This is a genomic window from Lactobacillus sp. ESL0263 (genome assembly GCF_003692845.1).
Taxonomy (GTDB): domain Bacteria; phylum Bacillota; class Bacilli; order Lactobacillales; family Lactobacillaceae; genus Lactobacillus; species Lactobacillus apis.
Window position 1 is genome coordinate 281,051 of the sequence record NZ_REHL01000006.1, and the last position, 22,846, is coordinate 303,896.

At 37.6% G+C, this 22,846-nt stretch carries 22 protein-coding genes and 1 pseudogene; 8 read left to right on the forward strand and 15 right to left on the reverse strand.

Translation table 11 applies throughout. The features are described from left to right. Window positions 1–32: 32 nt before the first annotated feature. A complete protein-coding gene (locus tag F5ESL0263_RS07680) occupies window positions 33–1,841 on the reverse strand; it encodes an FAD-binding protein (RefSeq protein WP_122036114.1) in 1,809 nt (602 codons plus the stop codon). A gap of 319 nt (window positions 1,842–2,160) precedes the next feature. Here F5ESL0263_RS07680 and F5ESL0263_RS07685 point away from each other — a divergent pair, with 319 nt between their 5' ends. Further along, the gene (locus F5ESL0263_RS07685; RefSeq protein WP_122036116.1) at window positions 2,161–2,667 is read left to right on the forward strand and encodes a hypothetical protein; all 507 of its coding nucleotides are present in this window, start codon (window positions 2,161–2,163) and stop codon (window positions 2,665–2,667) included. 154 nt (window positions 2,668–2,821) lie between these two features. Here the strand turns inward: F5ESL0263_RS07685 and F5ESL0263_RS07690 are convergent, their stop codons facing one another. From F5ESL0263_RS07690 to F5ESL0263_RS07720, 7 genes are all read right to left on the reverse strand, one after another. Next, complete coding sequence (locus F5ESL0263_RS07690) at window positions 2,822–3,811, reverse strand: SLAP domain-containing protein (protein ID WP_122036118.1); 990 nt, start codon at window positions 3,809–3,811, stop codon at window positions 2,822–2,824. Window positions 3,812–3,836: 25 nt separating this feature from the next. Then, the gene (locus F5ESL0263_RS07695) at window positions 3,837–4,802 is read right to left on the reverse strand and encodes an SLAP domain-containing protein (protein ID WP_122036120.1); all 966 of its coding nucleotides are present in this window, start codon (window positions 4,800–4,802) and stop codon (window positions 3,837–3,839) included. Between the two features lie 24 nt (window positions 4,803–4,826). Further along, on the reverse strand, window positions 4,827–5,783 hold the full coding sequence (locus F5ESL0263_RS08735; protein ID WP_233558468.1) for an SLAP domain-containing protein: 957 nt from the start codon (window positions 5,781–5,783) through the stop codon (window positions 4,827–4,829). Window positions 5,784–5,987: 204 nt separating this feature from the next. Next, window positions 5,988–6,956 carry an asparaginase gene (locus tag F5ESL0263_RS07705; protein WP_122036122.1) on the reverse strand — a complete coding sequence of 323 codons (969 nt, stop codon included), beginning with the start codon at window positions 6,954–6,956 and terminating at the stop codon, window positions 5,988–5,990. Window positions 6,957–7,066: 110 nt separating this feature from the next. Beyond that, a complete protein-coding gene (locus tag F5ESL0263_RS07710; RefSeq protein ID WP_122036124.1) occupies window positions 7,067–7,387 on the reverse strand; it encodes a carboxymuconolactone decarboxylase family protein in 321 nt (106 codons plus the stop codon). After that, window positions 7,387–7,800, reverse strand: a complete 414-nt coding sequence (locus tag F5ESL0263_RS07715; RefSeq protein ID WP_122036126.1) for a cupin domain-containing protein — start codon at window positions 7,798–7,800, stop codon at window positions 7,387–7,389. Before F5ESL0263_RS07715 ends, F5ESL0263_RS07710 begins: the two co-directional genes overlap by 1 nt. Next, complete coding sequence (locus F5ESL0263_RS07720) at window positions 7,790–8,227, reverse strand: MerR family transcriptional regulator (protein WP_122036128.1); 438 nt, start codon at window positions 8,225–8,227, stop codon at window positions 7,790–7,792. The genes F5ESL0263_RS07715 and F5ESL0263_RS07720 overlap by 11 nt, the downstream gene beginning before the upstream one ends. Before the next feature lie 230 nt (window positions 8,228–8,457). Between F5ESL0263_RS07720 and F5ESL0263_RS07725 the strand changes: the two genes are divergently transcribed. Together F5ESL0263_RS07725 and lepA are read left to right on the forward strand one after the other, a co-directional pair. After that, window positions 8,458–9,114, forward strand: coding sequence for a TetR/AcrR family transcriptional regulator (locus F5ESL0263_RS07725; RefSeq protein ID WP_122036130.1), 657 nt, complete (start codon window positions 8,458–8,460; stop codon window positions 9,112–9,114). 6 nt (window positions 9,115–9,120) lie between these two features. After that, window positions 9,121–10,935: a translation elongation factor 4 gene (lepA, locus tag F5ESL0263_RS07730; protein ID WP_122036404.1), complete on the forward strand. Its 1,815-nt coding sequence runs from the start codon at window positions 9,121–9,123 to the stop codon at window positions 10,933–10,935. Window positions 10,936–11,086: 151 nt separating this feature from the next. On the opposite strand, the gene F5ESL0263_RS07735 is transcribed toward lepA, so the two are convergent. After that, window positions 11,087–11,779 (reverse strand): 2,3-diphosphoglycerate-dependent phosphoglycerate mutase, encoded by a 693-nt coding sequence (locus F5ESL0263_RS07735; RefSeq protein ID WP_074425900.1) that lies wholly within the window; start codon window positions 11,777–11,779, stop codon window positions 11,087–11,089. A 160-nt stretch (window positions 11,780–11,939) separates the two neighbouring features. On the opposite strand from F5ESL0263_RS07735, the gene F5ESL0263_RS07740 reads away from it, so the two are divergent. From F5ESL0263_RS07740 to F5ESL0263_RS08785, 4 genes are all read left to right on the forward strand, one after another. After that, a complete protein-coding gene (locus tag F5ESL0263_RS07740; protein ID WP_122036132.1) occupies window positions 11,940–12,734 on the forward strand; it encodes a DUF6612 family protein in 795 nt (264 codons plus the stop codon). Window positions 12,735–12,818: 84 nt separating this feature from the next. Then, a complete protein-coding gene (locus F5ESL0263_RS07745) occupies window positions 12,819–13,634 on the forward strand; it encodes a hypothetical protein (protein WP_122036134.1) in 816 nt (271 codons plus the stop codon). A gap of 18 nt (window positions 13,635–13,652) precedes the next feature. After that, window positions 13,653–14,621 (forward strand): Gfo/Idh/MocA family protein, encoded by a 969-nt coding sequence (locus F5ESL0263_RS07750; RefSeq protein ID WP_122036136.1) that lies wholly within the window; start codon window positions 13,653–13,655, stop codon window positions 14,619–14,621. Between the two features lie 270 nt (window positions 14,622–14,891). Then, on the forward strand, window positions 14,892–15,209 hold the full coding sequence (locus F5ESL0263_RS08785) for a pentapeptide repeat-containing protein (RefSeq protein WP_370448861.1): 318 nt from the start codon (window positions 14,892–14,894) through the stop codon (window positions 15,207–15,209). Between the two features lie 43 nt (window positions 15,210–15,252). Here F5ESL0263_RS08785 and F5ESL0263_RS08790 read toward each other — a convergent pair. Both F5ESL0263_RS08790 and F5ESL0263_RS07760 read right to left on the reverse strand, forming a co-directional pair. Then, window positions 15,253–15,708, reverse strand: a pseudogene (locus F5ESL0263_RS08790) (SLAP domain-containing protein); the annotation flags it as partial. A 386-nt stretch (window positions 15,709–16,094) separates the two neighbouring features. After that, window positions 16,095–17,918, reverse strand: coding sequence for a cation:proton antiporter family protein (locus F5ESL0263_RS07760; protein ID WP_122036143.1), 1,824 nt, complete (start codon window positions 17,916–17,918; stop codon window positions 16,095–16,097). A gap of 187 nt (window positions 17,919–18,105) precedes the next feature. Between F5ESL0263_RS07760 and F5ESL0263_RS07765 the strand changes: the two genes are divergently transcribed. Next, the gene (locus F5ESL0263_RS07765; protein ID WP_122036145.1) at window positions 18,106–18,549 is read left to right on the forward strand and encodes a GNAT family N-acetyltransferase; all 444 of its coding nucleotides are present in this window, start codon (window positions 18,106–18,108) and stop codon (window positions 18,547–18,549) included. Between the two features lie 70 nt (window positions 18,550–18,619). Here the strand turns inward: F5ESL0263_RS07765 and F5ESL0263_RS07770 are convergent, their stop codons facing one another. From F5ESL0263_RS07770 to F5ESL0263_RS07785, 4 genes are all read right to left on the reverse strand, one after another. Further along, the gene (locus F5ESL0263_RS07770; protein WP_122036146.1) at window positions 18,620–19,756 is read right to left on the reverse strand and encodes an SLAP domain-containing protein; all 1,137 of its coding nucleotides are present in this window, start codon (window positions 19,754–19,756) and stop codon (window positions 18,620–18,622) included. A gap of 45 nt (window positions 19,757–19,801) precedes the next feature. Beyond that, on the reverse strand, window positions 19,802–21,025 hold the full coding sequence (locus tag F5ESL0263_RS07775; protein WP_122036148.1) for a glucosaminidase domain-containing protein: 1,224 nt from the start codon (window positions 21,023–21,025) through the stop codon (window positions 19,802–19,804). A 122-nt stretch (window positions 21,026–21,147) separates the two neighbouring features. After that, window positions 21,148–21,639, reverse strand: coding sequence for a sigma-70 family RNA polymerase sigma factor (locus tag F5ESL0263_RS07780; RefSeq protein ID WP_122036150.1), 492 nt, complete (start codon window positions 21,637–21,639; stop codon window positions 21,148–21,150). Window positions 21,640–21,876: 237 nt separating this feature from the next. After that, the gene (locus F5ESL0263_RS07785) at window positions 21,877–22,719 is read right to left on the reverse strand and encodes a hypothetical protein (protein WP_122036151.1); all 843 of its coding nucleotides are present in this window, start codon (window positions 22,717–22,719) and stop codon (window positions 21,877–21,879) included. Window positions 22,720–22,846 lie beyond the last annotated feature (127 nt).

The following is a 22,846-nucleotide window of genomic DNA, read 5'->3' on the forward strand; positions in this document are numbered from 1 at the left end:
CCATCCTAACCAATGGCCTTTTCATTTTTGAATTATTTATCGATTTTACTTAATGCGTCATTAACCGCATCTTTTAGTCCGCGACTTGTGCTTGAAGCACCAGAAACTGCATCAACATCAACTTTATTTTGCTTAACCATTTCTTCAGGTAATGTCTTGACTGCCTTTAAGCCGTAATCTTCGGATTCTGCTTGCTTTAGAACTTCAATCTTCTTCAAGTTCTTGTCCTTGTCCGCAGTAACACGAACGACGATTTCGCCGCCCATACCGCCATTTGTTCTACCAATATATTGATCTTTGCCGGTTTCAAAAGTTTCATGGTTAAGGTCAGAAGTTAAGTGAACATCATGACTAGAAGCACCAGTTGCTGCATCAACAGTAACATCGTCTTTAGCCTTAGCAGCATTTTCACCAGCAATCTTACCCCAAATCAAGCATTCAGCAATGTTGTTACCACCTTGATATTGGTTTGCACAAATACCACCAAATTCACCAGCTGAATATAGGTGTGGAATTGGTTGACCTTTAGTATCCAAAATTTCAGCTTGAGCATTTCTTCTTGCTCCACCTTGGGTGTTAAGCATTGTCTGCTCCATTTGAATAGCATAAATTGGGCCATCAGCAAACACACGCATAGTCTTTGGATCACGACGGAACTCAGGATCATCACCAGTTTGAGCAGCTTTGTTGAAGCGTTCCAATGAATCTTTCAAAATAGCAGGATCTACCTTAATCTTATCTGCTAGTTCTTCTACAGAGTCGGCCTTAACTACATTTTCTTTGTATACTGGATAACTACCAATAATTGGGTCTGCATCCAATTCTGCCTTTTTAGCTTCATCAAAAATTAAGTATGGGTGCTCTTGATTGATTGGCACTTTCCATTGGCCATGATTCTTAATGTGACCATGACGGTTTTCTTCAGCTTCATCGAAGTATCTTGTACCATCATCACCAATAACAAATGAACTACCATGAGCAACAGCAATATTCTGTGCACCAAGCATCAGACGACCACGTTCACCCTTTGGCACTGCAAAAGCCATTCCGTGAAGTAAGCCAAGTGATTCAAAGTTGTGCATGTGCCAGAAGTCTGCACCGACTTGTTCAGCCATCTTGATGCCGTCACCCTTATTGTAAAGAGTTCCTAAAGGTGCTAATCTCTTGGCGCCAAGATAATCTTCAACCATGGTTTGGTTATTTTCAAAACCACCAGTTGTCATTACCACACCATTTTTAGCTTGAACCTTAAGCAGTTTACCTTCGCGTTCAATCAAAACCCCTTCAATCTTACGAGTTTCAGGGTCTTGAATCAGTTCCTTGGCAGGTGTGCTGTACATAACATCAATATTGTCCTTACGTTCAACTACTTTTGCTCTTAGAATTTTCCATAAAGCTGCGTCAAACCAAGATTCGCGAACAGTTGTAAAATCATAGGATTCTGATCCTTCAAATTCAGGAAATTCTTCGTAGGCATGATGCAAACGTTCGGGTGCGTATTGCTTTGCACTGCATGGCTTTACACCTAAATATTTTGTGACATAGTTTGGTGTGTTAACCATCCCTTTAACGTAAGTATCAATCATCTCTTCGTCAAGTGACATTGGTGCAGTCAAGTTCTTGTAGTACTTCTTTAACTCATCAAAATCATTACCAGTTCCGATCAATTGGGCCGAATAACGTGTGTTGCCTCCTTCATGACCTTCTGGTGCTGCATCAACAAGCAGTACTTTTGAGCCACTATCAGCTGCAAAGCGAGCAGCAGTTGCACCAGCACCACCAAAACCTAGTACAACAACATCGTAATTAGCATCCCATTTAGTATCTTTTTGATAAATCATGATTCTATCCTTCTTCTTTTTTGTAATCACTTTCATTAATAAGTTAATTTTATCACTAATATTACTTTTGGAATGATTTATTTTAAAAAATTAGCCCAATTAATTAACGTTAATTTGACAAAAACTTACTTCTATTACTTGTGTCATTAATCACATATGCGCTTTTTAATACGCTTACATCGAAGATTCTGTCATAAATTATCTTTATATCTTTCTACCACTTTATCTGGATTGTAATTTATTAATGTTACTCTGATTGTTAATTTAAATAAATAGTAATATAATAATTAAAATATTATTAAATAAAGGGGGTAACTTAATGAAACTTAAAAAAATATGGATTGCACTCATAGCTATCATTAGCTTAGGAGTTTTCGCAAGCAACACTTCAGATGTATCCGCAAAATCAAATACAGCAGTATATCCAAAAAATATGCGTGGCACATGGTATCATTATGATAAATATACTAAAAAGATGAAAAAATCTGTTTATACTAAAAATAAGAGCTTTTTTTATACAGATGGGAAAAAACTTGTAGGATATTTACACAACAAACCCAAATCTACTCCAAGATACAGCAAAAAAACCGCTGGCTGGGAATACATTATGGATCATACAAAAGTTAGAGGAAAAAACTGGATTACACTATATGGTTGGGATCAATCTTCAGGTGCAGGAGCACATTTTAATGTTTCTAAACTAAATGGTCATTGGGTATTAACCAATGCTACCGGACCAACATTTTATAGCTCAGAGCATTGGTATCGCTCTGCAAAACTTGCTAAAAAGTTAAGAAATCATCATTACCCAGGTTTTGCGTACTAATTAGCTTAAAACAATAATTTACCAAAGTTTATCAGCATTTTATCTAAAATAGTAAGTAACACCATCTATACTTAGCAAATCATTTAAACGCTCAAAAAGAGTAGCCATAAAGAGGCTACTCTTTTAATTTCTTTCAGTTATTATTTACTTATAACTATTTCGCAACATTGGCAACTCGAATATAGCGATTTTTGCCAATGCGGTAATATGCCTTTCCTTTAATACGGTAGGTTTTGCCATTGGTTGTTACTATACTGCCCTTTTTCAATAGCTTCTTTGACACGCGTTTGCCTTTGCTAGTGTATCGATAAGAAGCTTTACGCAATCTTACCTTGCGTGACTTAGATGCATTAATCAAAGTTGAATTGTCACCTGTGGTATTATCAGCATTATCAGATGAACTGCTAGTGGATGAGCCTGTTTCAGTGCCTTTAGCTGGATCATATGCACCTGTTAAATGACCTGTCTTTTTGTACGCGTCAATAACATTTTGAACGTACTCACTTAATTGATCTATTTCAGTTTGAGTAGTATCCATACTATTTGCTCTGCTTTCGCGCACATTAATATCAGCAACAACTTTTTCATCATTTGCACTTAATTTATTAAAATTAATTTTGCGTGTAAAATCAGCCATTACATTTCTAAGCTTATCTCGATTTACCGACGCAATATCAGGATTATTGCTATCTACTGGATGGAAGTCACTAGATGATAAATCGGGATTGTTGGTAGCATTACTTACTAAAGTTGTACTGTCAGATGGATAATCAGTTAAATACCAATCATTCGCATCAACGTACTTTTCATTAATTAGTCCGCCGCCAGCATCTTGAATACCCTGCATGCCTGGCTTACCACCAATAATCAAAGTTAAATAGAATGGCCGTGCAGGTATTGAAGTTGATGGCTTACTTTCCATATAAATATCCCTTACAACTTTAGTCCCTGCCCGATAGACTCGACCCGAGGGTCCTTTTAAATCATATTTTAAAGTACCATATTGTAGCCATACTCTATCAGTTTTAGTAGCCGCACTTACTATTTGAGTACTGTTTTCAGCAATTACGACTGCACCCACACCTGTTAATGCAATTGCGCATAAAGCTGCCGCTATTTTAGATGTTAATTTACTCTTTTCCATTTTTTACTCCTTAAGCTAGACTAGTTCAACTTTTTGCAACATTAGCAACTCGAATATAGCGGTTTTTACCAATGCGGTAATATGCCTTTCCTTTAATATGGTAGGTTTTACCATTAATTGTTACTATGCTGCCCTTTTTCAGCAACTTCTTTGATACTCGTTTACCTTTGCTAGTGTATCGATAAGATGCTTTACGCAATCTTACCTTGCGTGAACTAGAAACATTAGTTGAAGTTGATTTATTATTTGCTGAGTCACTGCCACTATTACCAGTAGTATTAGATGGCTTATTATCAGCAATTAAATGACCCGTTGCCTTATATTTAGCAATTACGTCATTAATTTCTTGTGTCAACGTATCAACACTCTCTTGTGTTGCACCCATATCCTTTGCATAATCAACACGATCTTGTAGGTTCGTAACATATTTCATTTCGGATGCAGATAATTTTTGGAAATTAACGGTTATTGTAAATTTAACATATGCACTATTTAATTTAGAAGTATCTGCAACTGGAACATCAGAATTGCTACTATCTACTGGATGAAAGTCTCGTGACTTTAAGTCAGTAGAGTCACTAGTATTATTAACTAATACAACATTGCTTGCTGGATAATCAATTTCTTGCCAATTATCATAATTTACATATGTTTCTGAAATTGAACCGCCACCAGTATCTTGAAAAATGTTTAAGCCAGGCTTGCCGCCGATTTGCCAAGTTAAATTGAAGCTCCTACCAGGTATAGATAAATCTGGCTTGTCATCATCATATGTAGTACGAACAACTTTAGTACCCGCAGGATATACTCGTCCAGAAGGTCCTTTCAAAGCATACTTTAAAGTGCCATATTGTACCCAAAGTTTTGTTCCTTGGTGATTCGCTAAAACAATTTGGGTGTTGGAACTTTCAACTATCACTGCACCCACACCTGTTAAAGCAACTGCACACAAAGCAATTGCTATTTTTGTGGATAATTTACTTTTCTTCATTTTTACTCCTTAATCTCAGTTAGTTTAATTCTTTACGACATTGGCAACTCGAATATAGCGGTTTTTACCAATGCGGTAATATGCCTTTCCTTTAATATGGTAGGTTTTACCATTAATTGTTACTATGCTGCCCTTTTTCAGCAACTTCTTTGATACTCGTTTACCTTTGCTAGTGTATCGATAAGATGCTTTACGTAATCTTACCTTGCGTGACTTAGAAATGCTAGCAGGATTCTTTGTAATAGTAGTATTACCATTATTTGCGCCATTTTTGGTTGAACTAGAATTATCAGCACTAGCTATATGACCTGTTGCTTTATATCTGGCTATAGCATCATTAATTTCTTGAGTTAAGCTATCAACACTTGCCTGTGTTACACCCATTGCCTTAGCTGCAAAATAACGATTTTGAAGGTCTGTACCATATCCTATATCTGCTTTAGAATAGTGTGAAAAATCCAAGCTAGTATAATCTAAAAATGTAGCATCGAGTTTTGAGGTGTCAGCTACTGGAACATCTGGATTATCACTATCTACTGGATGAAAATCACTCGATTTTAAATCGGTATAGTCAGTAGTGTTGTTAACTAAAACAACATTATCTGAAGGATAATCAATCTCATTCCAATCGCCATAATTTACGTATGCCTCAGCAATCTCGCCACCACCTACATCTTGCAATAATTGATTGCCAGGAATTCCACCAATTTCAAGTGTTAAATAGAATGGCTTAGCAGGGTAAGAAGGTTTTGGCTTGCTATCATAACTTAATTCACGAACAACTTTAGTGCCTGCAGGATATACTCGTCCGGAAGGTCCTTTCAAAGCATATTTTAAGGTGCCATATTGTAGCCAAACTTTGGTGCCTTGATGATTCGCTAAAACAGTTTGGGTGTCAGAATTTTCAATTATCACTGCACCCACGCCCGTTAATGCAACTGCACATAAAGCAGTTGCTATTTTTTTATTGATTTTTAACATTATAAATACTCCCGTGCTTTTTAAAATATATTAATTATTAATTTAATAATAAAGCCATCTTTGTTTTAATACAAGTAGCTTTATATCCGTCACATGAACTATTTATATTTTCAATTTAATGCTACAGCGTACGCAAAAAAGAAGGAAGTTATCTTCCTTCTTTTTACCAAGATATTTTTATATTCATCTAAGCGAAAATCATTGTTAATTATTGAGATATTTCTTTAATTCCTCACCCTTAAGTCCAGCGCTAAGACCAACTAACAGTTTGATTCTAGCTTTTGGTCCGGTTAATCCACGACAGAAAATGATACCCATTTTAGCAAGATTAACGCCGCCGCCCTCGTAGTCGTAAACTGGTTCAGCAATCCCATTAAAGCAGCGTGATACTAAGACTAGCGGGATATTGTGGTCAATTAAAGATTGCAGCTCAGGCAAAGTCTCTGGTGGCATGTTTCCGGCACCCAAAGCTTCAATTACAATGCCGTTAGTTTCAGGTTTGTTTAATGCGTGGAGTAGCTCGGTACCCATTCCAGCATATGCTTTAACCAAATAAACATTTGAGACAACATGATCAATTGGTTCATGCGCTTGTGGTTTAATCGTTTGAACATAATTAACATGCCCTTCCGAAACAATTCCAATTGGACCAAAAGTTGGTGTCCGAAAAGTTGCAACATTGGTGGTGTGGGTTTTGGTCACATAGCGGGCTGAATGAATCTCATCATTCATTACCACTACTACACCTTTACCCACTGATTCAGGTGAACTGGCAACTGTAATCGCAGTTCTAAAGTTATATAAACCGTCGCTACCCACTTCATTAGACGAGCGCATTGCACCAGTTACCACAACTGGCATTTTACTTGAAATAGTTAAATCTAAAAAGATTGCCGTTTCTTCAAGCGTATCGGTACCATGGGTAACAACTGCACCAAAAAAGCCTTCTGCTTCGGCACGACGAATTCGTAAAGAAAGTTCAAGCATTCTTTGAGGTGTCATATGCGGTGACGGTACATTAAAAATTTCTTCCGTTACTAATTCAACTTCGCCTTTATTCTCTAGCTGAATGGTAGCAAGTGGATTTTGGTCATTCGGTTTAATATTGCCATCTGCATCTTCAGACATTGAAATAGTCCCACCAGTATGCAAAATCAGAATTTTCTTTGTCATATTCGTCTCTCCTAGCTATAAGCGGTTAAGCCAATTCTAACATTTATACAGCTCGGATTGAAATGATTAAAACGGAATTTTTACGCCTTAATTAGAGACTCTTTTGATAATTATTCGCAGTAAACTTCTTTAGCTAAATCAAAGGCAGTCCACGCATTAGGCCAGCCACAATAAAAGGCTAAATGAGTAATCAGTTCTACCATTTCTTCTTTGGTGACGCCATTAGTTTTTGCAATATCCATGTGCGATTTTAATTGTGGATATGCTCCTTTGGCCATCAAAGCAGCACAAGTAATCAGGCTGCGATCACGTGCTGGCAACTGCTTTTCGCGAGACCAAACTTCACCAAATAAAACATCATCATTTAATTCTGCAAATTTAGGAGCAAATTCACCTAAATTATCACGTCCTGCTGTTTGTTTTTTCATAATTATTTCTCCAATCCTTGATAATATTCATCTGTTACAGGCTCTAGCCATTCCGGTGTTCCCGCTGTAATTGCAAGGTGCGCAAACCAACTATCTTTAGTAGCACCGTGCCAATGCTTGACACCATCATGAACTACCACTACATCTCCAGGATGTAGTTTTTGCGCTGGTTTATTCTCTTCTTGATACCAGCCCTCACCAGCAGTTGCAATTAAAATCTGGAAGCCATTGTTATGCTTATGCCAATTGTTGCGGCATCCCGGCTCAAAGCTAACATTCGAAACACCAACATTTAATGCAGAATCTGCAACTAAATTCTCTAAGTAACTTTGACCAATGAAATATTTTTGATATGCTTCATTCTTTTCGCCTAAAGGAAACAAACCTTTTTTGACGCTTTCTTCATTATTTGTCATTCTTGGTCTCTCCAATCTGTTTTAGATAAACTGCAAAAGTTTCGTCGTCAGCAATGCTGTGATCCTGCTTTGCCTGGTACCAGTCGATTTTTTGTCCAAGCACTTTCATGCTGCTCTTCAGCTCTAGCAATCTTTTCTCAGCACTAGTTTGAACTTCTTTTAACAAAGCTAGTCGCTGTGGAATAGTTGCATCCCCTTGGGCACGCAGCTGGATGTACTCTTTTAATTGCGGAATTGTCATTCCAGTACCTTTTAGATGTAAAACAAACTCAAGCCAGCTGAGGTCATCATCTGTATAGTAACGTTGCCCAGCTTTATCTCTTTTGGGAACAAGTAATTCTTCTTGCTCATAGTAGCGTAAAGTCGATGGTGTCAAATGCGTTAATTCACTGAATTGACCAATACGATAATGTTCTTTTGCAGTCATCATTACTCCTAATTAACCTATTATTTTTAACAACCTTACGATATTCCTTCAAGTGCACTTTAAGTCAAGCGCTTTTTAATTTTTACGTTTTATTTTTTATTTTAAAACTTTTATCTTTTACGTTTTATTTTTAAATTTTTATTTTTTGACTTTTAATGGGTATTTTTGCTTGCCAAAATTTCGACCGACTTGTAAAATGACCGTTGGTCATTATTAAAAAGGAGACAATTATGCACGTCTTAACTCCTGAAGAAAAACAAGCCAAAAAACAGCTGATTGCAACAGCTGCGAGCAAGCTTTTTCAAGAACACGATTTTAACGAAATCTCAATGGCACAAATTGCCAATGAATCTGGCGTAGCAAAAGGTACATTATTTAACTACTTTAAAACCAAAGAAAATATTTTTATGTACCTTCTTTTATCCGGCTACCAAAACTATTTAAAAGAGGTCTTATTCGACTGGCAAACTGGTCCCCAAATTACTACTTGGGACCAACTTATTGCTTTTTTATTAAAGCAAAATCACTATTTAATTCACGAAAAGGCTGATTTACTGCGGCTTAATGCACTGCGCGCACCCATCTTGGAAGCAGCTGCTGACCGTGAACAGACGCTTGCCGGAAGAGCTGCTCTCTACCAAATCAGTCAAGAACTTGGTCAGGCAATTGCAAATAGTATTACAAAATTATCAGCTAAAAAAGCTAGCCATATTTTTGTAATTCAGAGTGCGATTATTAGCGGTTTAATGAATATGATGAATCTTGATGAATTTCATCATGACCAACTGCCAGTGGATTTTAAAGAATTTCAAATTGATTTAGAAACAGAAGCAAACCAACTGCTCGAGTTTTATCTACAAGGATTGCAAAAAGAATTGGAGAGATAATTGAAAATGAAAACTGCAAATATCCGTAACTTTGCCATTATTGCTCACATTGATCACGGTAAATCTACTCTTGCCGATCGAATAATGGAGCAAACTGAAACAGTGAGCGAGCGCGAACTTAGTGCCCAGTTATTAGACAGCATGGAAGTTGAACAAGCGCATGGTGTAACTGTCAAATCGCGTTCTGTGTGTAACTTTTATCATGGTGATGATGGTCAGGAATATGAATACAATTTGATTGATACACCTGGACACGTTGATTTTTCTTACGAAGTTTCAAAAAGTCTTGCCGCTAGTGACGGTGCGATTTTGCTTGTGGACGCCACTCAAGGTGTTCAAGCGCAAACAATTGCCAACCTGCGACTGGCAGTAAAACATCATTTAACCATTATTCCAGTTATCAACAAAATTGATAGTTTATCTGCAGACGTTGCAGCAACTGAAAAACAAATTCGCGCACTCCGTCCTGAATTTGAGGATTGCGATATTTTGAAAATTTCTGCTAAAACAGGTAAAAATGTGCATGACGTTCTGGAAGCAATTTATCAAAAGATTCCAGCTCCAACTGGCGACCCCAAGGCTCCGCTCAAGGCACTCGTTTTTGACTCCCAATACGACCCATATCAAGGAATCGTCGCTGAAGTAAGAATGATTGATGGTCAACTAACCACCCAGCAGAAATTGAAATTGATGAGTCAAGGCGAAACCTTTAATGCTCAAGCCGTTGGGATTTTTACACCTAACATGAAGCCTGTTGAAAAACTAGAAACTGGCGAAGTTGGATACTTAGTTACCGGTCTAAAGGACGTGGCTGCTGTTCAAGTAGGTGAAACCCTAACTGATGCAGCTAATCCAACAGCACAAGCTTTTCCTAACTTTAAGCCAGCACAGTCAATGGTTTACGCCGGACTTTACCCTAAAGGCGATACCAGCTATGAAGCACTGAAGCAGGCCATCAGCAAGCTCGCACTTAATGATTCAGCTTTTCACTACACACCTGAACAATCAGAGGCACTTGATGCAGGTTTCCGGTGCGGCTTCCTGGGAATTTTCCACTTACAAATTATTCAGGAACGTTTGCGTGACGAGTATCACGTTGAGGTGCTAACGACCGCACCAAACGCTACTTACCACGTCTACTTGAAGTCACCTGATCCAAAACAAGAATACCTAACCATCACTAATCCAGCTAAGTTCCCTGATTTTTCAGAAATCGACTACGTGACTGAATCTTATGTTAAAGCAGTCATCACCACGCCAGAAAGTTATCTTGGTGCAGTAATGAAGCTTTGTGACCAACATTTTGGTGAAATGATTGATCTCGATAACCAACAGGATTTAGTGACATTGACCTATAAGCTACCTGTTTCGGAAATTGCCTATAACTTTTTCAATAGCTTAAAGTCAATTACTCATGGATATGCAACGCTCGACACAGAGTTCCTTGATTATGAACTTGTTGATGTGGTCAAAATTCAAATTCAGATTAACTACGCAGCCGTCGATGCACTCGACATCATTGTGCCACGCCAAAATGCAGATAGAATTGCCCATAAACTGGTTGAAAAACTAAAATACACTGTGCCACGTCGTCTCTATCCAATGCCGGTTCAGGCAATGGTTGAAAACAAATCAATTGCCCGTGTGGACGTTCCTCCACTACGTAAGAATGCAGCTGTTAACGGTGAAAAGCGGAGCATTTCTAAAAAGCAACAACTATTGCGTCGGCAAAGTTTAAACAAGCGTCAAGCAGTCAAAAGCGATATTAAATTGCCTCAAAGTGTTTTCGATGCTGTCTTAAACCTTAATGAAGATGATTAAAAACTAACGAATAACCATTAAAAAGTACAAGAGCCCCTAATATTTAGACCTATAGTCTATTTATTAGAGGCTCTTTTTATGACTAAATTATTTAAGCAAAAAAAACCACTTCGAAAATAAATCCGAAATGGTTCCTTAGTTCAAAGTTAAATTAGTCGTCTAACTTTTCTTTGTTAGTAACGTTTAATTTTTCATCGAATGTGTAAACTACTGGTTCACCAGTCTTCATTTCTAAGTTCATGATGTCTTCATCAGAAATGTTTTCAATGTACTTAGTTAAAGCACGAAGTGAGTTACCGTGAGCAGCGATGATAACGTTCTTACCAGCCAATAGGTCTGGTGCAATGTGATCTTCCCAGAATGGCATTACTCGTTCAAGACAAACCTTTAAGTTTTCAGTCCGAGGAATGATGTGTGGGTCAAGATCTGCATAACGACGGTCATGTACTTGACTAAACTCTGAATCATCTTCAAGCTTTGGTGGCAAAACATCGTATGAACGACGCCAAATGTGAACTTGTTCGTCACCATATTTTTCAGCAGTTGCTTCTTTGTTTAAGCCTTGTAAACCACCATAGTGACGTTCGTTAAGTCTCCATGATTTAGTTTCAGGAACCCAAAGTTGACCACTTTCTTCTAAAGCGAAGTGCAAAGTCTTGATTGCACGAGTCAAAACTGAGGTATAAGCTTGGTCAAATTTGAGGCCGTGCTCCTTAATTAACTTACCCGCATTCTTTGCTTCTTCTACACCTTTTTCTGACAAGTTAACATCAACCCAACCAGTGAACTTGTTTTCAAGGTTCCATTCACTTTGGCCGTGACGAATTAAAACTAATTTCGACATGAAAAAATATCTCCTTTGCAAATTAAAAGCTTCACTTACTATTTTACACATTTAAATTTTGTTTTCATAGGGTTTAGGGCTAAAAATCGTTTTTTAAATTTTTGATTTACGATACAATAGAGATATTAATGAATATAAGGAAAGAGAATATCTAACCAAGATGAAATTCAAAAAAGTATTGTTAAGTATAGGCGTTGTCGTTGCACTGGTTTCTAGTGGTTGCTCTAAACAAAAAAAGCAAGCGGATCCAATTTTAACTAAAACGCAAGTCATCCAAAAATCACAGAAGTCCTTCAAGAGTGGTGAAGCAAAGCAAATTGTCAATTTGAAAACTGACACTTCTAGTCAAGTCGTTGCTTCCAACTATTCATTCGGTGGTGACCCAACCGTCTTCCACGTTAACTACCAAACAGAAGCTAAGGGTAAAACTCATAACATGGATGAATGGATTAGCAACACCGGTAATCTTTACATCAATGGTCAGAGCACATGGTATAAAACTGAAATTGAAAAAATGTCTGGTCACTCATATGCCGACGTTTTAGATGCAGTTTTAAACAACGAAATGTTAATGAATCCACCTAAGGGTTTAACTGATGCTTATAAGATGAAGCGTTCTGGTAAAACCTACACGTTAACAGCAAAAATCACTGATAAAAAGATCATGAAAGCTGCAGTTGCACCAATCTTTACAACTAATACCCAAAGTCCGCAGCAGCAAAAAATCTATCAAAAGCTAGCTAAAGTTGGCAAATTTGAAGATATGACCGTGAAGCTGGTAGTAAAAGGCACTAAGTTATCCACTTTCAATTATACCGTTAACCTCAAAATTGGTAAGATGATGAAAATGAGTGCAGGACAAAGTTATAGTAACTTTGGTCGTCACGACTTCCTGAAAGTTCCTAACAATGCGCTAGATGGTAAGCCACTACCAAAAGAAAATAAGAAAAAGTAATTTAAATTTATAAAAAAGAATAGACTAGACCAATTAATTACTGTAAAATCAGGATTAAATTAAGATTAAACAAGGAGAAAAATTATGAAAACCAAAAAGGTTATTTCTAGTATATTATTAACCTTCACCTTCCTAGCAGGTGGGCTAAGTCAAACACACAGCGTTTCGGCCGCTCTTGATAAAGAACAAGCAGTATCAATTGTTAAAAAAGGTTCACCAGAAACCCAAAGTGCAGGTTTAGATGCTACTTTTGATGTAAAAGTTAACAAGGAAAAGCCAATTATATTCAAGATAAATAGTGAATTAAAAATTAATCCTGCCCTAGCTCATGTAACACTACAGACTAGCTACGGCAAAAAGACGAGTGAAACTGAGGAAATGTGGACTTCAGAAGAAACTAATCGTCTTTATAGCAAAAATAAGGGTAAATGGGAATACACGACCTTACCAAAGCCTTCAAAAAAGAAGCCTAAAGGTGCAGAGGCTCAATTATTTAATCTCTTGAGCGATCCTAAGACATATACCAAAACCAGTGATTTGTTTATTAAAGCTCTAGATGATAATAGTGAATTGTCTGGACCGGATCAAGATGGCGTGTACACCCTAACTGTTAATGTAAGTGCACCTAAAATGAAAAAGCTATTCCTGGACTTTTACAAAAAAGCTAAATTTAGTAAGAAAGAAATTAAGGAGTTCAAGAAAAGTGTCAAGTTTACCAACATCCAATTTGCCTACACAATTAAAGATGAAAAACTTGTTGGCTATACTGGCAATGTTAGCTTAAAATTGGCAAAATTAATGAAATTTAGTGAGACCATATCCACAAATCACTTTGATGGGTATAATGATCTTAAACTACCCGATGAGGTTATAAATGCCAAAAAGGCAAAATCAAAGTAAATTTAATGGAGGATATCGATGAAGCTAGGAATTATTGGTAGTGGAAAAATTGTTCATGATTTTTTGACAACTGCGGATAAAATAGCCGACTTAGAACTAGCAGCTATTTCAACCACTCCACGCAGCAAACAAATTGCACAGGATTTAGCTGAGCAATATCAGATTGCTGAAGTTTTTTCCGATAATGACGAGCTCTATCGTGATCCCAATGTCGATACTGTCTATGTTGCTGTCCCTAATTCTTTACATTACGATGTAGTTAAACAAGCTATCTTGAATGGCAAAAACGTGATTTGTGAAAAACCATACGTTGCAACGGTTGCTGAAGCAAGGGAATTGAAAAAATTAGCTGATGAACATCACGTCATTATCGTTGAAGCAATCACTAACATTCATTTAGAAAATTACTTAGCAATTAAACGTGCTCTTTCTAAAATTGCGCCTATTCATATTGCTAGCCTTAATTACACGCAGTATTCTAGTCGCTACGATGATTTCCTGGAAGGAAAAATCGCACCGGTTTTTGATCCTGCAAAAGACGGTGGTACGTTAATGGATTTAAATATCTATAATATTCATTTAGCCGTTGGACTTTTTGGCAAGCCAGAAGCCGTGCAATACTATCCTGTGATGCAAAAAGGAATTGATACTTCAGGTATTCTAAATCTGACTTATCCTGAAATGCAGGCTAGTCTAATTGCCTCAAAAGATTGCTACACTACTCCACGTTCCTTTATTGAAGGAGAAAAAGGAACAATTTTCTTTGATGGTTCAACTGGTGTGATTGATCGTTTCAGCATTGAATCAAGAAATGGCGACACTGATAGCTTTGAATTCAATCGTTACAAGCACCGGATGGCTAGTGAGTTCAATGACTTTGTTAAGATCATTGACAACCACGACACTAAAACCGCTGATGAATTATATGATCATAGCATCACGGTCATGGATGTGTTGGCACAAGCGAAAAAGTCGGTAGCAAAGTAATCACATTAAAATAAGACAAACTAAAACACAGCTATTCTATTAATCTAGAAAAGCTGTGTTTTTTAATAAAAAAGGCCTAAGCCACCTAATTACTTAAATCATTTAGATTCAATAATTTGGGACAAGCTTATGACCTTTTTGTTTAACTACTAAACAATAAATTTGAGTAGCTAATAGTTATCTACTATTTTTGGGGTTCAGCTGAACCGTTTGGGGTCGCACCATTGCTGCCTGAGCCGTTTGAAGTTGAACCATTGCTACCTGAGCCATTTGAGGTTGAACCGTTGCTGCCTGAGCCATTTGAGGTTGAACCATTGCTGCCTGAGCCATTTGAAGTTGAACCATTGCTACCTGCGCCATTTGAGGTTGAACCGTTGCTGCCTGAGCCGTTTGAGGTTGAACCATTGCTGCCTGAGCCATTTGAAGTTGAACCGTTGCTGCCTGAGCCATTTGAGGTTGAACCATTGCTACCTGAGCCGTTTGAGGTTGATCCGTTGCTGCCTGAGCCGTTTGAAGTTGAACCATTGCTACCTGCTGAGCCGTTTGAGCCAGAATTATTACCGGTTGAATTTTGAGTATTATTGTTAGGTTGAACAGGCTTTTCTTTCTTAGCCAATGCACTAACTTTGATATAGCCATATTTTGTTGAGTAATACTTTTTACCGTTAATAGTTACGACTGAGCCATAAACTTTAATGCCTTGGCCTTTGCGAACCTTACTATTTTTGATAACTTTACCACTTCTGGTATACAAAACTGTGTTTTTGGCTGCCTTAAGCTTTTTACCATCAACATTTGAAGCCTTTATATATTCATTTTTGCCTATCTTGTAATAAAGCTTACCATTGATTGTCTTTTGACCATAAACATGAATCTTTTTGCCAGCTTTAATAACTTTCTTTGTCTTTTTACCAGTCTTTTTATAAACGGCTGAGTTAGCACCAATTACCTTTGTTTTGGTAGCTGCACTAACTTCAGTAGGTACAGTACCTATTTCATTCCTTGGAACTTGACTTAAACCAACCGATAGCAAAGTTGCACCGGTAACGGAAATAATCATTTTTTTGTAAAAATTGTTTTTACTCATTTTTTAAAAACCTCACACTAGATTTACATTACATATACTGCCCCTAATATAACTGGTATCAAGAACGATATAATTAATAGTAGTCCTATAAGCCCAGGATTTCAACACTATATATTTGAATAATCAAAAATTCATATAGTTTAAAAGAAGTAATCAAATATCCACAATATAAATTAAAAAGCACTCAAACGTGTAATGTATTAATAATATTGTTTTATATACTATTGCTAAGTTTATAGAATAGCACTTAAAAACCAGCTATTGCTTATTAATAAATTTACACACATATCTTAATTTGCTTTTAACGCTTTAGCTTTTTCTGTTAAACAAGCAATAAAATGTGAGTTCACATAAAAAGAGCTAATCAATTTGATTAGCTCTTCAAACTATTTTTTACCAACAATTCGGCGTACCCGATCTGCTGCTTCATATTTAGCAGAAAAGATTAATTCATCACCAGCTTCAATCACAGTATGGCCGTGTGGAACCAGCCACTTTTGCCCACGACGAATACGGCTAACAGTAATGTCTTTGGCTAAGTCCCAGTCCATTAGTTCACGTCCTGAATACTTCATATTGCGGACAACAACTGAATAAACAGCATTCTTGGTATCAGTTAGTACACTGTATACCCCTGGTGATTCAATCAGCGCGCGTAATAACGATGAAGTCACGTTACTTAAATCATAAACTTCCATTCCGTTCTGCCGTAATTCATTTACTTTAGCAATATCCGCTCGCTTTTGACAAATAATGATCCTCTTAAACTTGCCTTTAGCTTTTGCCTGCTCGCCTAAATGTAAATTGGTTTCATCCGAGCGTAAAGCAGCAACAAAAATATTGCCACTGAATGCACCAGCTTGATTAAGATCGGTTTCTTCCAGATGTGGTAACAAAGTTAAGTTGAGCACACGACTCTTATAGATATCGTAGTGTTCACTGCTTGTCGTATACATTTTCACGGAATACCAATTGTCGTGCAAATCGTGCATAATCGGTACAGTTAGCGCATTAGTCCCCATAATGACAACTTCTTCTTTTATGCGGTCTTCAGGCTGCAATTTGAAAAGAGCGTTGAACAAAATTGGACAAAGAATACAGACGATAACAGCTGCCAAGATAAAGACGTCTGATTGAAGTCGAGAAATGACATTTAGCTTACGTGCCACTTCCAGCGCTGGCAGAACTATTGTAATTGTGGTTGCTGTCAAAAAACCTCCAGCAAGACCATTACGTGAGCCAAACTTTTTCATAAAAATCAGGGCTACTGGTAGTTTAGCCAAGAGCAAAAATACAACAAGAACTGGTAGTAAAATCAATGAATTAGGATGAGCAAACAGTGACCTTAAATTAAGCTTTACACCCGTCATGATAAAGAAAATCGGGATGAAAAAGCCATAACCAATCGATGTCAATTTGTCTGCCGTTTCATGACTAGGCTCAAGCAGTTTCATCACAATTCCTGCCAAAAAGGCACCAAGAATATTTTCCACGCCAACTTTTTCAGCAACTGTCACTAAGGCAAAAATCAAGAAAAAGGCAAGGCGCACATCTAATTGCGTTGTCGACTTAGTTACCTTGGCAAACCATAAATATGGTTGCTTAAAGCGCCACAATAATAAAATTGCCGCGCCAAACAATAGAATAATCAGCCATAATTGCCTAGTGTTACCACCATTGATTGCAGCGTAAACTGTTAAAAGAATCAGCGGGATAACCTCACCCAAAACAGCTGTTAACAAAATAGTCTGTCCAACTGGACGGCCCAAAATATCCTTTTCTTTCAGCGTCGCAATTACGACTCCCAAGGCTACGGTCATAAAGATAATAGTTGCGAGCATTGCATCACTGAATAATCCTAACATCTTTAAGACAAGCGCCAGGCACACCGACAAAACAGTAACGCCAATAAAGGCACTAATCGCTGTTTTCAAAGGATCGACTTGCTGATCTGACTTTTTCTTGCCAGGCTTCAATAATTCAAAATCAATTTCCATCCCTGACAGAAATAGTAACAAGATTACACCCAAACTGGATAAAAAGTTTAAGTCATGCGTTGGCTGAACAAAGTTAAAGCCACTAGCACCCAAAATGATGCCAATAATGATTTCTGCCACCGCAGTTGGAATTGCCGTTACTTTAAGTCGCGCCATCATAATCGGTACGATTAAGGCAAACAAAACAACCAAGAATAAAGATAGCTGTGCCATGAAAAGCCTCCTTAAATACTGTGAAAATTATACACGAAAATAGTATCAAGCAAAACGGACAACAACTCAGTTTTAGCAATAGTTTGCAATCTATTTAATTACTTAAAAAGTTGAAGACAAAGCTTTATCAACCAGCACATTGTGCTAAAGTAATCGTAACAATAAGCTTCGTTAGGAGGTAGTTTTAATGATTAGAAATGCACAAATAACTGACAGTTCAGCAATTCAGGAAATTAATCGGACACAATTAGGTTACGATTGCTCACTTGAGCAAACAACTAAAAACTTGCAACGTATTTTAAAGGATACAAATCATCATTATCTATTAGTTTATGAAGATGAAGTAAGCCATCAAGTAGAAGGCTATCTTCACGCTGAAATTTTTGAAGAAACCTACTTCGAGCCGTTATTGGACGTTTTAGCTTTAGCTGTTGCCGGTTCAACACAAGGAAAAGGTATTGGTACTCAGTTAATGAGCAGATTAGAAGGGCTTGCACAAAAACTCGGTATCAATGAAATAAGATTGAGTTCAGGAGAGGAACGAATCGCTGCACACAAATTTTATGAAAAACTGGGTTATCAATGTCTGAAAAAGCAAAAAAGGTTTGTCAAAAAGCTAAATACAAAATAAAAGAGCTAATTGCAATAGAAATTTGCGATTAGCTCTTTTGGTAGTCTTTAAAAATTAACTAACTAGCGTATTAGAAATTTGCTGCTTTAACGAAGCGATTTTCACTAATTGCATAGTAGACTTGACCATCAATATTAATTCTACCACCGTAAGTATGAACACTAGTGCCGCGTAATAGTTTAGTATTGTCAGCACGTAGGCCAGTAGTATCGTAAATATATGCGTTATGTGTTAGAACTCTTGAGGTACCAATGATGTTACTTGCAACAACATATTCATTTTCACCAATTTGCAAGTACTTCTTACCATTGATCATTTTAGTAGCTGTTACGTTTACTTCGATGCCAGCAGTCTTTAGTGGTGCGTTAGTGCGTTGTCCATTTGCGTCATAAACGTAAGCATCATGCATCAACTTCTTCTTACCTGTTGGTGCTTGTGAAACAGGATCGGAATCAGTAACAGTGCTGTTACTGTCAGATACGCCATCTTGGCCAGTAGAAGCGTCTGTTTCACCAGCTTGAAGATTGTAGTAAGACTTAAGTAAGGAGAAGAAATCATCCATTGAGTAGCCCCATTTAGCAAAGTAGCCATCTGGGTCTGTGTGATTGGTTCCGCCAAGAAAACGAGAAACTGCGTGGTGTGACCAAATTGTTCCTTGACCAGTGTTTGAAGCATTGGTTGGGACGATGCCATAGCGGTGCAACAATTTAGCTGCATAGATTGCATCATTGTTAACACTCTTTGCAAACTTATCTCTAGTGTTTTCCTGGCAAAGTTCAATTTGGATGTAGCGGCTGTTGGCAATTGCACCAGCACCCCAGACACCATAATTTGGTGTCATCATTTGAATTACCTGTTTACTGTCAACAAAGGCATGAACGTAGGAATACATATTCATCCATTCACGGTTAAAGTAGATAGCCTCATTATAAGCAGAAGCATTTGGTGTTGCCGTTTCGTGAATTACAATTCCTTCTGGCTTACCTTTTCTGTACTTGATAATGTTGCCATTGGCATAAAACTTATTGTACTTGATGTTGGCTGTTTGTAACATTTTATACAAGTAAGTTTCCCCAACATAGCTATTTTGCTTAGCAACCGCATTAATCGATGCCGCCTCAACTGTTTGAGTCTGGCTGACTTTAAAAACAGGCGCAACTAAACCTACTCCGATAGCAACAGTAGTTATTAGTTTCTTTATCTTCATTCTAAACGTTAATTCCTCATTTCTTTTTGTTAGCTGGTTTTTGCTTTAAAAATTGGCCTTCTTTACATACTGATGAACACCAATCCGGTAGTATTTGTGTCCATAAATTGTTATTGCAGCACCATAAGTGGCAACCGATTGCCCCTTCTTCAAAACCTTTATATTATCGCGATTGCCATAATCGTTATAAACGTAAGAGTTCTTCTTTAATGTTCTAAAAGTACCGTCAATGTTACCACTGGCAATGTATTGATCTTCACCGATTCGGTAATACTTCTTGCCATTAATCTTTTTAGTGCCATAGGTTGCGATGACCTTTCCTTCATCGCCAGCCTTAATTGCTTTCATACCCTTAACACGTTTGCCTTCTGCGTCATAAACGTAAGAAGTGTGCATCAAGGCCTTATTAACCTTCTCATCACCTTTAGGAGCTTGAGAAGCAGGAGGCAGTGCACTACCCGCATCTAACAATGTGTCATTAACCCAGCCTTTGCCTGAGATGTACATCCGTTTTTTGCCGTTATAAAAAGTGATCGTCTTTGTTACAGTTACCGCATCGCCCTTATTAACTGAGCTTGTTTTAGCAGAAACCGAGTGGTCAGTTGGCCAAGCATAGGTAGCACCAGCTTTTTTCACTACATAGGACTTAGACGCGTTGGAAATTGTCGGATCGTACTGTGTAAGATTGTAAGCAGTAATACGACTATTCAAAATCGTGTTGTAGTTATTGGCTGTTGCATACGTTCCAGTCAATGCCTTGGTAGCAGCGGTGTATGAGGACGCATTTTCAAGCCAAGCGCCTTGATAACGGTCAGGTTGCCAAGAAACACCTAGACGCAACTTCTTACCGTTATCATCGAAGGACTCTTGGTAAGTATTGTATTTTCTAAATTTGGCAGTGACATAGTAGCTCTTGCCATTCTTATCTTCTTCACGCGTTTTAGCGGAATAAGTAGCACCTGGCCAACTATCATCGGCTTTCATACCGAATAAGTTGTTAGCATTAACTGCAAGCCCAGATTGACCCCAATTCGACTCAACAATTGCTTGTGCAATCATTACTGAAGGATATAGACCATATTTCTTAGCGACCTTCTGTGCTTGTCTAGTAGCAGTGTTTAAAAAAGTTGTTTCTGTTTCTGTTGCTGTAGCAGCTGAGACTTGATTAGCTCGAGCTGGCGAAGCGGCAATTAAGTTGTTGGTAACTGGAATTACAGCAGACGCAGCGAGTAACGCAGCTGAAAAACCAGTGATTAGTTTCTTTTTCATAGATGTGTGTTTGCCTCCTTAATCGACATCTTTATTGTATCGAGCAATTTCACGAGAAACAATAGATAGCATTTAATTGTAGTCAAAAAGTAATATAGCTCGACTTTTATTACAAGAAAAAGTTATCTTTCTAAAACTTCCTGTAATCGATTTAGTAACTGACTCTTAATACGTTGTAATTGAACTCTGCTGACGCCTATTTGCCTACTAAGCTGTTGAACCGGCTCACGCCCAATCAAATGCCTTATAAATAGCTTCTGCTCTATGTCAGACAAGTACGGTAGCTCTGCTTCTAATGCTAAGTAATTATCCCAATTATGGTTATCTTCAACTATTTGCAGGTCTGTCAGTTCACTCTCACGTTCACACAGATGTTGCTCCTTGCGTAACAAATCAGTTGTGCGCCAGATTATCTTGCGAAAACTGCTTCGATCGACTTCTTCACGCGAAAGGGTTTGATTCTGCGTGAGCATATGCGCATAAGTAATAATCCCTTCCTGCAAAAAGTCCTCATAATTAGTATAGTCCTGCCTCACATGTGCGTACTTCAATGCGCCTCTAACTAATTTTTGGTTCTCCCATGCCTGTAAAAAAGCTTGTTGACTTATTTCCATTTGTGACATCTTCCTTTTCATCTTTGGTGTCACAAGCGCTTGTGCATTTAGTAGCTTAGCAAGTTATTAGTTATGCGTAAAAACAAGCATCGTAAGCGGTAACAATTGAGTTAAGCGCATTCTTAATTCAGGAGTAAAATATAACCCTGTGCTACTTGAGGATTAATCCATTCAATAAACAGTGCCAAAAAAGTGTAAACAAAAAGCGAATTAACCAAAAGTCAATTCGCTTCTTTATCAAAATAGGGTATCACGGCGTTGGGTAGCCTTCCTAACTGCCCGATGAAATTCAGTTAACAACGGCAGTTCCAAATAATCAGCTAGGCAGCGACCATATCTCTGCTGCCTTTTATCCTGTAACTCAAGCAGTAATGGCTTAATTGCCAGGTCATTGTATGGATCATGAGGATGAAAGTACTCCGGCTGATCTATTAAGGATTCTCCCTTAGGGCGCTGCACTTGCCAACCAAGTGACTGCTCGAAATGAGCAATTAGTAGTTCGCAGAGGATATGATTATAAACCAGACTATTGGAAATCTGGTCAACCACATAACGGCTACAATCATAATAAGCAAAAATATAGCTTATTTCTCCATAGGGTACTGTTTTAAATACAACAGAAGATATGTTAATGGATCGAAAACCAATCATCTGATGCAATGATACCCAATCAATACTGCCTGAGTTATAACTGCGTAATGAGAAATATGCCAGTCTTCCTGTAGCAATAATGTTACGGCTAGTCAGGTTTAATTTGCTGGCAAAATCACGTTGAAATTCTAAGCCTGCTAAAAGACATTTCTGTCCAAAAGCGGTAAATAATGAGCGTGTACTATTTTGACATAAGACTATCCCTTTCTGACGATCAAAAATTACGCTCTTATATTTATCTAATAATGGCTCCTTCTGGAATTCATATATCGCAATCGTATCCCGATTAATTTGATAATCTGCATCTCTTGTAAGATACATATCAATTGTTTGATCTACTCCAACTTTTTGTCGCAAAATATCCTTGGACCACACACGGTGCTCCTTTTCTCGCGGTAGATTTAAGGTCTGCTGCTTCTTTGCTAACATTCATTCAGTCCTCTCTATTTGATTTTACCTATACAATTATACACAAATTGTTATCGGTTTCATAGAAGAGAAAACAAAAAACGGAAGCGACTACTGTCGTTTCCGTTTCTGTAATTAATTTAACTAA